The organism is Kribbella sp. NPDC026596, assembly GCF_040638415.1.
Lineage (GTDB): Bacteria > Actinomycetota > Actinomycetes > Propionibacteriales > Kribbellaceae > Kribbella.
The window spans coordinates 20,998-33,846 of record NZ_JBEZYF010000090.1; the positions used below are offsets into that span (position 1 = coordinate 20,998).

A 12,849-nucleotide genomic window follows, 5' to 3' on the forward strand; every position below is an offset into this window, starting at 1 on the left:
AACGGCTCGAGTTTTGACACCGAAGCCACGCGTAAAGGACCGGATGAGTGGGTTGGCCGTACCGCACTACGACTGGATCATCCGCAGTCTCCACCCGCTCCGCCGATCATCATGGGGCTCCACCGGCGGACTAGCGACCGAGCTGCTGCTCGACCGGGGCCTAGGCGCGGCCGGAGTCGCCCTGTCGCCAGCACCGGTCAAGGGCGTTCTGCGCTTGCCGCCCAGGTTGCTTCGCGGCGGATTCCCAGCGCTGAGGAACCCGGCGAACAAGCGCAGGACCTTCGCGATGACGGCGAAGCAGTTCCACTACGCCTTCACCAACACGATGGACGACGAAGCCGCCCGCGCTGCCAACGACCGGTACGCCGTCCCTGGGCCTGGCCGGGTGATCTTCGAGGCGGCATTCGCCAATCTCGAACCGCACGCCGTCGCCAAGGTCGACTTCCACAAGGACGACCGAGCTTCTCGGTGCGCGCCCAGCGGCGCATGATGCCTGAGGATCGTGTTGCGGATCGCGGTGCGAACTCACGGAGACGGCGTCGTGATCGAGGCGGAGTTACTGAAGGACGGTGGCGCATTCGCTGAAGATCGAACGTCGCTCAACAAGCGGCGCCCGGGGAAGTGTCGAGAACGATCGGTTCTCAACACTGAGCCATGCCGGCAGATCGCCGGATCGCTGGCCGACGGCGCCAAGGACGGAACATGGCCACGACGGCTGCTACCGGTCGAGGCCGCGCGGTCACCGACGGCACGGACTTCTACCGTCTGGCAAACGAGATCGTCTTCGACGTGATTCACCGACCTGTTCGCGCCGGGGCGAGCCGGCTCGACGCTGTCAATGGGTCTGTCAATGAACCCCAGTCGAATCAGGCCAGATTTGACAGCAGAGACACGCGAAATGTCAGGCATTCCGCCTGTAGACAACGCCGCGTAGGCAGACCCTCGCACTTGTAAAGCGGTGGTTGGGGGTTCGAGTCCCCCCACCGGCTCTCCGACCTGGGAATATATCCCGGAAGTGATAACTTCCAGGCCCCAACTCACGGTTTACTCACTACTTTGCCCTGCAAGGCCTTGGGATCTGGCGCTATGCCACATGCCTTCGCGATGCCTCGTGGCCCTGCTCACAGGTCAGTGCGATACATGTGCCGGCGGCGTGGTCGAGCCCAGCGATCCTCGACTGGTGTCGGGCGCTCCCAGAACCGTCAGACCCGTAGGATAGAAATGGCGTACGTCGCCAACGTCAGGAGGAGACCAGTGGCTGGGCTGGGGGAGCACATCACTGCGATGGTCCGCAGCCATGCTTCCGGTGACGACTCAGCGTTCTATTCGGTCGCCCTGCAGATCGCCGCGCGTGAGGCGAAACAAGGCCACCACACTCTTGCCGCGGACATTAAGAAGGCGGTCGACGCATCGCGGCAGGTCACGCCGCGCAGCAACGTCACCAAGCTCACCCAGCCTCGCGGGGATCTCGCTGACCTCATTCTCACCACCCACCCGGAGCTCAGCCTCCGTGACCTCGTCTTACCGCCGGCCTTGACGGCGCAGCTCAAGCAGGTCATCGCCGAGCAACGCCAGCGTAAGCGCCTGCTCGACAGTGGGTTCTCCCCGGTGCACAGGCTCCTGCTGGAAGGCCCGCCGGGCACGGGGAAGACAATGACCGCGTCGGTGCTCGCCCACGAACTGGCGCTGCCGATGTACACGGTTCGTCTGGATTCACTCATGAGCAAGTTCATGGGCGAGACAGCCAGCAAGCTCCGCCTCGTCTTCGACGAGGTCGCGAACCGTCGTGGTGTCTATCTTTTCGACGAGTTCGATGCCTTGGGCGCTGACCGCGCAGGCAACGACGTCGGCGAGGCCCGACGTGTCCTGAACTCATTCCTGGTCTTCCTGGAGCACGCGAGCCCTGAATCCCTGGTTGTTGCAGCGACCAACCACCGCGCCATCCTCGATCGCGCACTATTCCGTCGGTTCGATCTAGTGCTGACCTACGACCGACCGGATGCCAAGCAGGCTGTCGCGGTAATCCGGGCACGCCTGGGATCCTTGACCAAGGGGACCAGCCTCGCCAAGCTCAGCGAGTACTGCGATGGACTGAGTCATGCCGATCTCGTCAAGGCCGCCGAGGCCGCAGCGAAAGCTGCGCTGATGCGCGGCGAGGCGCACGTTGACAGAGACGATCTGATCGCGGCCCTGGCCGCCCGACGCTCGTCCAACGTTGGCTGAGGACCTGCGGCACCTCGATCACCTCCTCGTCATCGAGCACGCCGCCGACGAGGACTTCCATCGAGGAGGCAGCGGCAACCCGCGCGTCCGTCCCGTTGAACGGCGGGCCCACGGTCTTGCGTTGCAGAGCCAGTTGAACCGAGCGTTCAGCGAGGACCTCCACGCGCGGGGCGAGGCCGGTCTCGATGTCGAGGAACTGCGTGCTCTCGGAACGATAGTCGTGCTCGAGGGCGCCGACGCTTCCTATCCTCTGCAGATCGACCCACTGACAACGATGAGCAGGCATCAGACCACACCGAAGCGCCCTCGATGGCTACTGCTGTCCGTGCAACCGTCCGTCGGTGATCAGCCTGAACGGGCAACCGTTTGGGTGGCCGATGAATATCGGGCCCAATTCCTGCAGGTGTTCGAAGACTACCTGACCAAGGTCAGCACTCGGGGTAACCCCGACAGGTGGACGGCACCGGAAGGCAATCCGCGCAATCAAGCGCTCGTCGCCAACATTGCGCGGATCCGTCGTGTTCTTCTCGACGACCTTTGGACATCCGAGGGTGAACCTCTGCGCGAAGGAAAGCGATGGTGGGAGCTGTGGCTGGACATGACGCGTCCGAACCACGAGAACATCGATGGGTTCATCCGTACATACCAGTTGCGGTCGATCCCGAGGTCGATGACCCTCGGTGAGCGTCGCGTCCTGTGGGTCGAGTCCACCTGGGCCCAACTCGAACTCCTGCCGGTCACCAGCATTCCGATCGCCGAGATTCGGCGTCCCGAGTTCGTCGATACCATCGAGGATCTGTCCGCCGTCGAGCAGGGTGAGTACGTCGAAGATCTCGCCGCCAGGCTGAGCCCGGCGCCCGGGCACGCGCCTGCTGTCTGCCATCTCGACAGCGGGGTCAGCCGCAATCACCTGCTGCTGACCGATTCGCTCGATGAGGCCGACCAGCACACCATCATCGGCGCCTCTGGCAACGACCTTCAGGGCCATGGCACCTCGATGGCTGGCCTCGCCCTGTTCGGCGGATCATTGGACGAGTTGCTGATCGGCAACGAAGTCGTCGAGCTGAACCACCGCCTGGAGTCGGTCAAGATGCTCCCGGCTAAGAGCGAGCCGCAACATGATCCGCGTGACTACGGCTCCGCCACGGTCGAGGCGGTCATGCTGCCTGAGATCACTGCTCGACGGCGGCGTGTGTTCTGTCTGTCGATCAGCACGCCGCCTGATCGCGCGGGGGAGCCGACCCTCTGGTCGGCGACGGTCGATGCGTTGGCGGCCGGTACGGCTGTGACGCGCGAGGGCGACGAATTGCAGCTGATCACGACTCCGGACCCGAACGCAGCCAAGCTGATCCTCGTTGCCACGGGCAACGTCGACAACTGCCAGTCGGACTTTCGGACCGAATCCGACACGTCAACGGTCGAGGATCCGGCGCAGGCCTGGAACGTGCTGACAGTTGGCGCCCATACGAACCTCGTCGACGTCCCGGACGACCCGCAGTATCACGGCTGGACGCCTCAGGCCGGCAAAGGCGAGCTGTCGCCGCACAGCCGGACGTCGGTGCTGTTCGACCAGCGCAAGTGGCCGATCAAGCCCGACATCTGCATGGAGGGTGGAAACGTCCTGACCGACGGCGCGACTGGTTTCGAGAATCGGCATCCGCTCCTGTCGCTCCGCAGTACCGGCATCGCGAACGACGTCGCGCTCATCTCCGCGAATGCCACCAGTGCGGCCACCGCCCAGGCTGCCCGGCTGGCGGCCAAGGCAATCGCGCGGTACCCGGACTACTGGCCGGAGACGATCCGCGGCCTGCTCACACACGCCGCCGACTGGACGCCTGCCATGCGCGGCGAGATCGACGCGGCCGGCCCGAAGCGGGACAAGCTCCAGTTGCTGCGACGCCATGGATGGGGCGTCCCGTCCGAGGAGTCTGTTCTCGCCTCGAGTGGCCAGGCGGTCACGATGGTCAGCCAGGACCAGTTCGTCCCCTTCGAGGGCGACGAGCTTCGCGTACGGCGCTTCCGTCTCCACACCCTGCCGTGGCCCAGCGACGTACTACTCGCGCTGGGTGAAGCCGACGTACGACTGCGTGTCACGCTCTCGTACTTCGTCGAGCCGTCGGCATCTCGGCGGGGTTGGCGGCAGCGCTACGCCTACGCATCGCACGGACTGCGGTTCGATCTGCAGGGCACGCTCGAGACTCAGCAGGAGTTCGTCCAGCGGGTCAATCGCGAGGCGCAGTCGGAGGAGGGCAATGGCGCAGGTGCTGCAACTACTTCTGATCGTTGGCTGGTCGGCGCCTACCAGCGGCACCTCGGGGCGCTGCACCAGGACGACTGGTACGGCACGGGCGCCGAGCTCGCCGGCTGCAATTCGATCGCCGTCTATCCGGTCGGCGGCTGGTGGAAGAACAACCGCCGACGGGACAGGTCCGACCTCCCGATCCGTTATGCGCTCCTCGTGTCGCTGCGCACCGCCGCTGAGGACATTGACCTCTATACGCCGATCGCGAACCTGCTGTCGATCCCAGTGCCGATCCAGGCCCAGTGACCGTCTCTCCTGGCCGGGATCTGCGATCTCCCCCAGGGGCAGTACTCGAGGTCTATTCGAGGTTTTGCCAGACCGCGCATTCGTTGCCGTCGTCTCGCGCCCGTGCTGACCAGCGCTCGGTTGGGAGGGCGGAGGCTGACCGCGTGCGACTTGAGCGCCAAGACGGCTAGCGGTGCAGCCAGTCGCGGGCGTCTCCGTCGGGTCCGTACGGGCTCCAGCGGCCGAGGTGCGGTTTGAGATCTTCCGGCTTCAGGTCCGGGTCGATGGGGAAGGCCGGCGGGGAGATCAGGGGATCGATGGCATCCGCGTGGGAGCGCGCCCAAGCGATCCAGGTCGCGCTCTCGTCGGCTGGGTCGACATTGCGCTCGAGTGCGTCGCAGTACTGACGGATCTCGGTCGCGAGCCTCCACCGCTGTACCTCGCCGATGAGTACCTGGCTTCGGTGTGCGGTGATCGCTTGGTCGTTCGCCAGTTCCATCGCCGCTGTCCACAGTCGGCGTCTCTCCTCTTTTGCCTGCGCTGCTTCGGCACGCCGTACGTCGTCCTCGGCTGCGCGGGTCTCGAGTTCGTGGCAGATTTCGGCCAGGCGGTGCTCCACGGTCGAGCGCTTGCGATCTGCCCATTTGTGCTGGCGCCGGCCCCATCCCAGGTCCACGAGGAGGCGATCTGCCTTCTCGGGGTCGGCGGAGTTCGGACTTTCCTGACTGATGGTGATCGGGTACCGGTTCTCTCCGATGACGACCTCGATCACACCGTCGCGGCGCGCGTAGCTCGGTTCGAGGTACTGCGGCCCGAGGTGATAGCCACCGTGGATGTGTCGCTCGGGCACTGGACTGCGCCGTACCTCGTGGCCTCGCTTCGTCAGCTCAGCAGCGAGGGCCTGGAGAATGACGAGGCTGCGATGTCGCAACGGTGCAGGCATCATCAGCCGGTTCTTGTCGGTTTTCAGATCTGCGACCGCTGGGTGCGGGGACCGCAGCCGGTCCGGGACGGGGATCGGCGGGAGTTCGCTGGTTGCGTCGCCGGCGTTCGGATGGGGACCGCTGAGGAGGCGGATCTGCAAGGCGTCCGGGTGCAGTTGAGTCTTCTCGATGCGGGTGCCGGCAGGTGGGAGGTTGTGGCGCTTGGCGAAGTCGATCACCCGGCGCCAGTGTGTCTTGTCCGCCTCCGTCGCCACGTTGACGCGGATCGAGCCCTCGGCGGCGAGTCGTTTCGCCAGTTCGTCGGCGGCGCTGCGTCGTCTGTCGGTCACGGTTGCGGACGCCGGCTTCGTCTGCGCGGGCGGCGTCGGTGAGGCTGCTTGGCCGCTCGATTGCGTATGGCGGTGGATGGGCGTCGTCGGACGAGTTGTGTCCTGTGCGTGCCGGGGATCGTCCGGGTGATGGCCGTTGGCCAGGTAGAACTTGCCCACCTCGGTGATGTCGGCGTCCCAGCGGCCTGCATGCCGATGAATGGTGATCAGTCCTCTGTTGCGCAATGCGCCGGCGGAGGTCCGGGACGGGATGTTCGCATCCCCGCTCAGGTCCTCGCCGGCCGCAATGCGCACGAGGACCTCGCGTTGCCGCTCGTTGATTGGGTCCCAACGCTGCACTGTCGACCACCCCTGCCGATCGCTGATGACTGTTCGCACGCTCGCACACCCACGCAGGCGGAACAACCGCTCAATGTGCCGCGCGCAGATCTGCGCACAGGTCCGATGGCTGGCTGGGTACTCGCGGAAGGACACCCGTACGGATGGGGCCGGGCGCGGTCGATCTGGGCTGTCGCCGCCTCGCGTGCGGCGGGGCCTCAGGCTGGTGTTGCACCGCTGCGGCCCGGCACTGGCGGCTGGCGACGTGTCGTGGTTGCGACCTGCCCGTGTCTAGTGCGGCTGCTCTGAGCCGAAGGCGCACAGGAAGGTCTGGACGGCGTTCCGCGTGACCTCTTCGAGCTCGGTCGTGGTGATCTTTCGGGTGCCGAGGCGGGAGCGGTTCTCCAGCGGCGCGGTCACCAGCGCGCCGAACTGCTCGGCTGCCACGTGGGCGATAGGGCGGCCGGAATCGACTCACTCGCACAGGCGCCTTCAGCCTTCTGGAGTGAGTGGCGAGTTCCGCTGAACGGCCAGTTCGAGTGTCCTTCAGCTGGGCAGAACGACTGGAGACCGGTCGGCATCGTCGCGATCACACTGTTCTCACCGGATTCTTGCCGGCGCGCTGACGATGTCGTGTCCGGAGCACGATGATCCGCGGCGTCGCTCGAGTGTTGCGGGTCAGGGCTGGTCGCCCACGAGAGCGATTGCGCGCGTCTCGGGAACTCCCAGCATCAGCAGGCTCGTGATCGTCGCTGCCCGGGCGCCGAGGGTCCCGTTCGACAGGTCGCTGTCCGCGATGGCGAATACGACGCCGTAGGCAACCTGGCTCAGAATGCCCGCCGGCAGGTGGTGTGCGAACACCTCGCTGTCCTGGCCCCGTTTCACGAGGTCGGCGAGGAGCTCATCGACTGGCCCGAGCAGGCCGTGGATCGCCTCGCCGTACTCGCCCCGGCGCAGCGCCAACAACACTCGGTACCGGTGCGCCACCGGCCAGACGCGGGCGATGAATTCGACCCACGTGGCGTCCGCTTCCGCGTCGGAGGCGTTGACCTCGGTGAGCACTGCTGTCACCTCGATGACGGCCCGTTCCGTGAGTGTCCGAACCAGGTCGAGGCGCGAGGGGAAATGGCCGTAGACCGTGCGACGGACGACGCCGGCAGCGGAGGCGATGTCGCCCATTCCGGCGTCGGGGTTCTCTCCCAGCACATCGAGGGCGACGTCGAGGATGCGATCGCGTGTCTCGTTCATCGACCGCACGCGGGAGGACTCGGTGGGCACGCCACCATTGTTGCACACCAGTGTGCAACGACATAGACTGCACACTAGTGTGCAACGGGAGTTGCGCTGTGCTTCGAAGCTCAGGAGAAGAGAAGAAGGCAATGACCGCACCGATGCCACCGGCCTCGACCCTCGTCCGTCCGTTCACCGTCTCGATCTCGGATGCGGAGATCGACGACGTGAAGCAGCGACTGGCCAGAACTCGATGGCCGGATCCGGAAACGGTGGGCGACTGGTCGCAGGGGGTTCGCGTGGAGAACGCCAGATCTCTGGTCGACTACTGGGAGCGCGGCTACGACTGGCGGCGCTTCGAGTCCGAGCTCAATCGCTTCCCCCAGTTCCTGACCGAGCTTGCTGGGCTGGACATCCACTTCATCCACGTCAGGTCCAAGAATCCCAACGCGATGCCGCTGATACTCACGCACGGATGGCCGGGCTCGATCGTCGAGTTCCTGAAGCTGATCGGCCCGCTGACCGATCCGGTTCGGTTCGGAGGAGACGCCGCCGATTCGTTCGACGTCGTCGTCCCGTCGCTCCCCGGGTTCGGGTTCTCCCAGAAGCCCACGGAGACCGGGTGGACTGTAGCCCGCGTCGCAGGCGCCTGGGCGGAGCTGATGAAGCGTCTGGGTTACACGAGATGGGCCGCGCAAGGAGGCGATTGGGGTGCCGTCGTCACCACCGCCCTCGGGGCCATGCAACCTGAGGGGCTTCTCGGAATTCATCTGAACACGCAGTACGCCTTTCCCGCACAGATCCCCGACACCTTGTCGCCCGAAGAGCGCTACGCCGTGGAGACCCTCGCCCTCTACACCGGCGATCTCGGCGGGTCGAACCATCTTCAGGGCACGAGGCCGGAGACTGTCGGATTCGCCCTGGCGGACTCTCCGGCTGGTCAGGCAGCCTGGATCTACGAGAAGTTCCAGTCCAAGACCGACAACCAAGGGCTCGCCGAGGACGTCCTCAGCATGGACGACATGCTCGACGCGATATCCCTCTACTGGTTCACCAACAGCGCAGCGTCGTCCGGCCGCATCTACTGGGAGAACAGATCGGCCACTCTCGCCGGCCCGAAGCTGACGCTTCCGGTCGCGGTGACCGTCTTCCCGAGGGACATCCCACGCCTGCCACCAAGCTGGATCGAAGACACCTACAGCAACCTGATCCACTACGGCGAGGCCGACAAGGGCGGGCACTTCGCGGCGTTGGAACAGCCCGAGACCCTGGTCAGCGAAATCCGCACCGGCCTGCGCAGCCTTCGTTCCTGACGCCAACGCGCGAGCTCAAGAGCGCCCACGTACCACTCAGGCTTCACTGAGCCGACCAAAGGAACTCATCCAGGTGTGGAACATCGCGCGAGAGGCCTGGCGGGGCGGTTGTCCTCGATGTCTTCTGAAGTGAAGAAGCAGTTGGCCGACTGTTCACAGGCACCTCGCCTGGCGATCGAGAACATCGCGGAGCGGGTGCGAGACGTCAGTGGTGTGGCCGGCTTGGGATCTGGCGCGCCGAGACCTACGTAGCGACATGCATCTACGCAACCAGGCTTCGGAGGCGGTCTTGAGACCCGGACGTCGCGGCCCGCGGCGCCACAGCCGATCAAAGAGACGCTGTTCGATTCGCGAGTCGGCGTGGCCGATCCGGGAAGCGGCGGCACCGCCCGTCAAGGCGGCAGCACTGGGCAGGTTGTCCGTTCCAGACCGATCGCGGCCGGACCAGCGGAGGCCGCGAAGCGGGCATGCTGCGGAACGCGGCACCGACCGGAACAGCATCACCGCAGGCGTGAAGTCGATGTTGGTGTCCTGCGGTAGTCGGCTGTTCCATTCCGAGGATCCGGAGCGGGATTACAGTTCGGGCTGTGTTAGTGGTTCGCGATCTTGCTCGTGGATGTCTCTCATGGCGGCCTCGAGGTGCTGGGCGGCCTCCGGATTTCGGCGGCGGCGGCCGAAGTAGTCGTCGACTGTTGTCGAGGTCTGGGAGTGGCCGAGCTGGTCGGCGATCTGCCGCGGCGTCTGTCCGGCGTTCTCGAGGATCGTTGCGGTGGTCTTCCTGAACACGTGGGCTGTGACCCATTCGAGCTCGTCAGCTAGGGACCGCATGCCGGCCAGCTCCGTGAGCTCAAGCAGAGCGGCCCGATCGGTCTTGGTGAGACGGTAGACGTCGGCCAGAGTGGCAGCCTCGTCGGCGGTCAGGCGCACGCGTCCGGTCTCGATCAGGCTGATCCGAGTTTTGCGCCAGTCGAGCTTGGCAACGACCTGTTCTTGCGTGAAGCCGGCGTTGCGACGGTGGTCGCGAAGTACTCGTCCCAGCTGCTGGCGTCGCTTGCTACCGACCGGACGGCGAGCATTTCGCAGAGCTTTCTGGACGTTGTGGGGGTCTCGGAACCCGCCCTTGCTGTCCGGGAAGATCGGTGCGTCCAAGGAGGTATCTGGTGTCCAACGGGCCAGCAGCATTTCCAGCGCCCAGAGCGGAAGTCCGACGACGCGATCACCGGCCGTGGACTTGACCCGTCTGCGTACCAGTCCTTTGCCCTTGATGCGCTGGATCTGGTGGCTGCAGTCGATCTCACCGGTGTCGCGGTTCAGGTCCCGCCAGGTGACAGCCAGGCTCTCGCCGATGCGTTCGCCGGTGGCCACCATGAACTTGCTCAGATCGATCAGGTCGGCCTTTGTGGCCCTTTCGTCCTGCCGGAGCAGATCGAACCACTGTTCTCGCTCCTCAGCCTCCAGCGCTCGCGGTAGCCGCTTCCGTGAGCTTGCCCGGATCTTGATCTCTCGCACCGGATTCGTGGTCAGGGCGCCGTGCCTGACGGCGAGCGCGAACGTGCCGGTCAGGATGCTCTTGCAGGTCTTCGCAGTAGCAGCGCCGACCTGGTCTCTGATCTCCTTGACGACGTCGCTGATTCGAGGCGTGCTCGCTTCGACCAGGCGCAGTCCTCCGATGCGCGGCTCAAGATTCTTCTCGTACTGGTACCTGTACGTCTCGTGAGTTCCGGGCGCGAGTACGTCCTGGTCGACGAGATCCTCCACCTCGGCCAGGAACAGCTCGGCTGCGGTCGACACCCGATCGCTGGACTTCAGGTGCCCGGTATTCCCGATTCGCTGGCGAGCCCTCAGTGCCTCCCGAAGCCGGTTCTTGGCTTGGTCTGCGGTGTCGCCCCACTTGGCGACCGGTCGAGTATGCCCATCGAGGTCCCGAAAGTACGCCCGGGCTTCGAACTTCCGTGCCTGCCCTTTCTGATCCCGGCTGACGACCCGAGTGGTGATTGTCCCCCAAGTGCCTACTGGCAACGGTTCCCTTGCCATCCGAACCTCCCGACGTGTTCGGCGCCTCAGAAGCACCAGATGCTCAACGTCTGAGCCGTCGGATCACCCGCCAACGGACACGCGACTGCGGCGACCGATCGCGCGAGCCGCGACGTCCCGTTCGGTGACGGCGATATGGAACGCCACGCGGGGCGTCGTGCACCGCAATGCCAACCCGAACGAGAGGTTCGGCTCTTGACCGCTCAAAGCGCCGATCCCCTGACCCAGGCTGACGGGAGCTGCCATCCTGCGGCCGGTGCTGGGCCCGCGTGAAAAGGGCCGGAGACGGCCGTGTTGTCAGCGGGTCCTGGACTTCGAATTCTGGGTTGTGGCTCGTCCGGGTCGGCGCGACGCTCGGACAGGTGAACCGAGTTCGGGTGACGGTCGACGACCTCCGTAGGGCTGTCGGGACTGAGATCAGGCGGAACTGGTCCGATGCGGCCTGGTGCCGGTGGCTCGACGCGGCTGCCGCTCTTCGCGATCAATCGTTTCGCAACGTGGTACTCATCAAGTTGCAGATGCCGAGCGCGGAGTGGGTCGAGGGGCGTCAGGGTTGGCAGCGCAGAGGACGTCGCATCGCACGTGGTGCTTCCGGTATCAGAATCGTCGCTGCCGCGACGGAGACAGAGCGCCCAGCGGGTCGGGTGCAGGGCCATGGTGTCGCGACTGTGTGGGACGTCAGTCAAACTGACGGTCGGCCGTTCCAACTGCCTCCAAGGCGTCAGCCACAAGATTCCTTTGCCGCCTTGGAACAGGTAGCGATCGTGGCGGGCTATCGCGTCGAACGTGGACAGATGGAGCCGGAAACAGGCGGCGCGGAGACCGATCACCGAAGGCGTCTGATCGTTGTCGCGGACGATCTCGAAGTGGCACTGGCCACGATGGGCCTTGCTCATGAGCTGGCTCACCTGCGGATGCACAAGCGTTCTCGTGACTCGGGCTGTTACGGCCTCACCAGGCTGGAAGCGACATCGGCTGCCTACGTACTGCTCTCGCGCTTTGGATGCTTGCCAGATCGGCCATCTGCGGATCTCTTGCCCCGGACGACAAGCGTAGTCGGCAGGACCGCACATGTTCGGCAGATCGAGACGCTGGGCGGCCGGGTCGTTTCCGCGGCAAACCGCCTGTACGCGGCGGCGGAGCGCCACTTGCCGCCGCCCCGCATTCGTCCTGCCGATCCGATTGTCACCGATCGCAGGATCGTGACTCACTCGTTCGACGCGGGTGTTACCGAGAGGGGACTAGAACTGTGAGGCGACAAGGGACCTAGTGCCACCGCCGTCGCCTGAGACTGCTGGACGACGCTGTCGTCGGCGCAGATCGCGTCCGCTGTCGTGTCTCGTCGACGGCTCACGCACGAGGCCCGGCCCTCTGAACGACGAGAGGACAGCGCAACCTCCAGACCTACGACGAGGTGTCGCAACCGTCAGTAGAGATCACTATGTCGCAGCTTCACATGCTGACGAAACCCGTGGCCATCCCAGCGACCAGTGGGTGAGTCGCCGATATCCAGGACTCCTGGACATCGTGTTCCGGGTTTCCGTCGCGATCCAGCTCAAAGAGGCTGGCTCGAAGAGGTTGCCATCCGCAACGCGAGCCAGGGGTGACGGGAATGCATCGAGAATCCGGGCCGACACCGCCAGACGGAGGAGCCCACGACGAGGGACCGGGTGAGCTGGGGCCGCTGAGGTGGTCGATCCGGCGGGCTATTGAGCTGCTGGACGAGGGGATCGACCGGATGGGAGAGCGGCTGACTCGATCGGCCGGGCTCTGGGGTGACTCGCCAACCGAGCCGGAAGTGCGTCCTGGTCGACGCAGAGCTCCGCAGCGTGCAGGTGGGCCTGACCCGTTTTGACGGACATCCGAGATCAGGAGCTTGTGCTCCGGAAGGATGTTCATCATGGAGTCCATGGGCAAGAAGAAGCCGCGGT

General features: G+C 65.2%; 9 protein-coding genes. 5 read left to right on the plus strand and 4 right to left on the minus strand.

Annotated features, from left to right (window positions below; all coding sequences use genetic code 11):
- The first annotated feature begins 43 nt into the window (after positions 1-43).
- From AB0E63_RS41795 to AB0E63_RS41805, 3 genes are all read left to right on the plus strand, one after another.
- Entirely contained in the window at positions 44-490 is a 447-nt protein-coding gene (locus AB0E63_RS41795; RefSeq protein WP_360379045.1) for a hypothetical protein, read from the plus strand.
- A 764-nt stretch (positions 491-1,254) separates the two neighbouring features.
- Positions 1,255-2,223 carry an ATP-binding protein gene (locus tag AB0E63_RS41800; RefSeq protein ID WP_360379048.1) on the plus strand — a complete coding sequence of 323 codons (969 nt, stop codon included), beginning with the start codon at positions 1,255-1,257 and terminating at the stop codon, positions 2,221-2,223.
- A complete protein-coding gene (locus AB0E63_RS41805; RefSeq protein WP_360379050.1) occupies positions 2,216-4,771 on the plus strand; it encodes a S8 family peptidase in 2,556 nt (851 codons plus the stop codon). Before AB0E63_RS41800 ends, AB0E63_RS41805 begins: the two co-directional genes overlap by 8 nt.
- Before the next feature lie 166 nt (positions 4,772-4,937).
- On the opposite strand, the gene AB0E63_RS41810 is transcribed toward AB0E63_RS41805, so the two are convergent.
- The 3 genes from AB0E63_RS41810 to AB0E63_RS41820 all read right to left on the minus strand — a co-directional run bounded on the left by AB0E63_RS41810 (position 4,938) and on the right by AB0E63_RS41820 (position 7,589).
- Entirely contained in the window at positions 4,938-6,401 is a 1,464-nt protein-coding gene (locus AB0E63_RS41810; RefSeq protein ID WP_360379053.1) for a hypothetical protein, read from the minus strand.
- A 231-nt stretch (positions 6,402-6,632) separates the two neighbouring features.
- On the minus strand, positions 6,633-6,788 hold the full coding sequence (locus AB0E63_RS41815) for a TetR/AcrR family transcriptional regulator C-terminal domain-containing protein (protein ID WP_360379056.1): 156 nt from the start codon (positions 6,786-6,788) through the stop codon (positions 6,633-6,635).
- 231 nt (positions 6,789-7,019) lie between these two features.
- Positions 7,020-7,589, minus strand: coding sequence for a TetR/AcrR family transcriptional regulator (locus AB0E63_RS41820; RefSeq protein ID WP_360379058.1), 570 nt, complete (start codon positions 7,587-7,589; stop codon positions 7,020-7,022).
- A 131-nt stretch (positions 7,590-7,720) separates the two neighbouring features.
- On the opposite strand from AB0E63_RS41820, the gene AB0E63_RS41825 reads away from it, so the two are divergent.
- Positions 7,721-8,884, plus strand: a complete 1,164-nt coding sequence (locus AB0E63_RS41825) for an epoxide hydrolase family protein (RefSeq protein ID WP_360379060.1) — start codon at positions 7,721-7,723, stop codon at positions 8,882-8,884.
- Between the two features lie 573 nt (positions 8,885-9,457).
- Here the strand turns inward: AB0E63_RS41825 and AB0E63_RS41830 are convergent.
- A complete protein-coding gene (locus tag AB0E63_RS41830) occupies positions 9,458-10,675 on the minus strand; it encodes a helix-turn-helix domain-containing protein (protein ID WP_360379063.1) in 1,218 nt (405 codons plus the stop codon).
- 989 nt (positions 10,676-11,664) lie between these two features.
- On the opposite strand from AB0E63_RS41830, the gene AB0E63_RS41835 reads away from it, so the two are divergent.
- Complete coding sequence (locus AB0E63_RS41835; RefSeq protein WP_360379065.1) at positions 11,665-12,171, plus strand: hypothetical protein; 507 nt, start codon at positions 11,665-11,667, stop codon at positions 12,169-12,171.
- Positions 12,172-12,849: the final 678 nt, after the last annotated feature.

Bases quoted from the DNA above. Each gene is read 5' to 3' on its own strand.
- AB0E63_RS41795 (WP_360379045.1), top strand. From the start codon at position 44: ATGAGTGGGTTGGCCGTACCGCACTACGACTGGATCATCCGCAGTCTC.
- AB0E63_RS41820 (WP_360379058.1), bottom strand. From the start codon at position 7,589: ATGAACGAGACACGCGATCGCATCCTCGACGTCGCCCTCGATGTGCTG.
- AB0E63_RS41825 (WP_360379060.1), top strand. From the start codon at position 7,721: ATGACCGCACCGATGCCACCGGCCTCGACCCTCGTCCGTCCGTTCACC.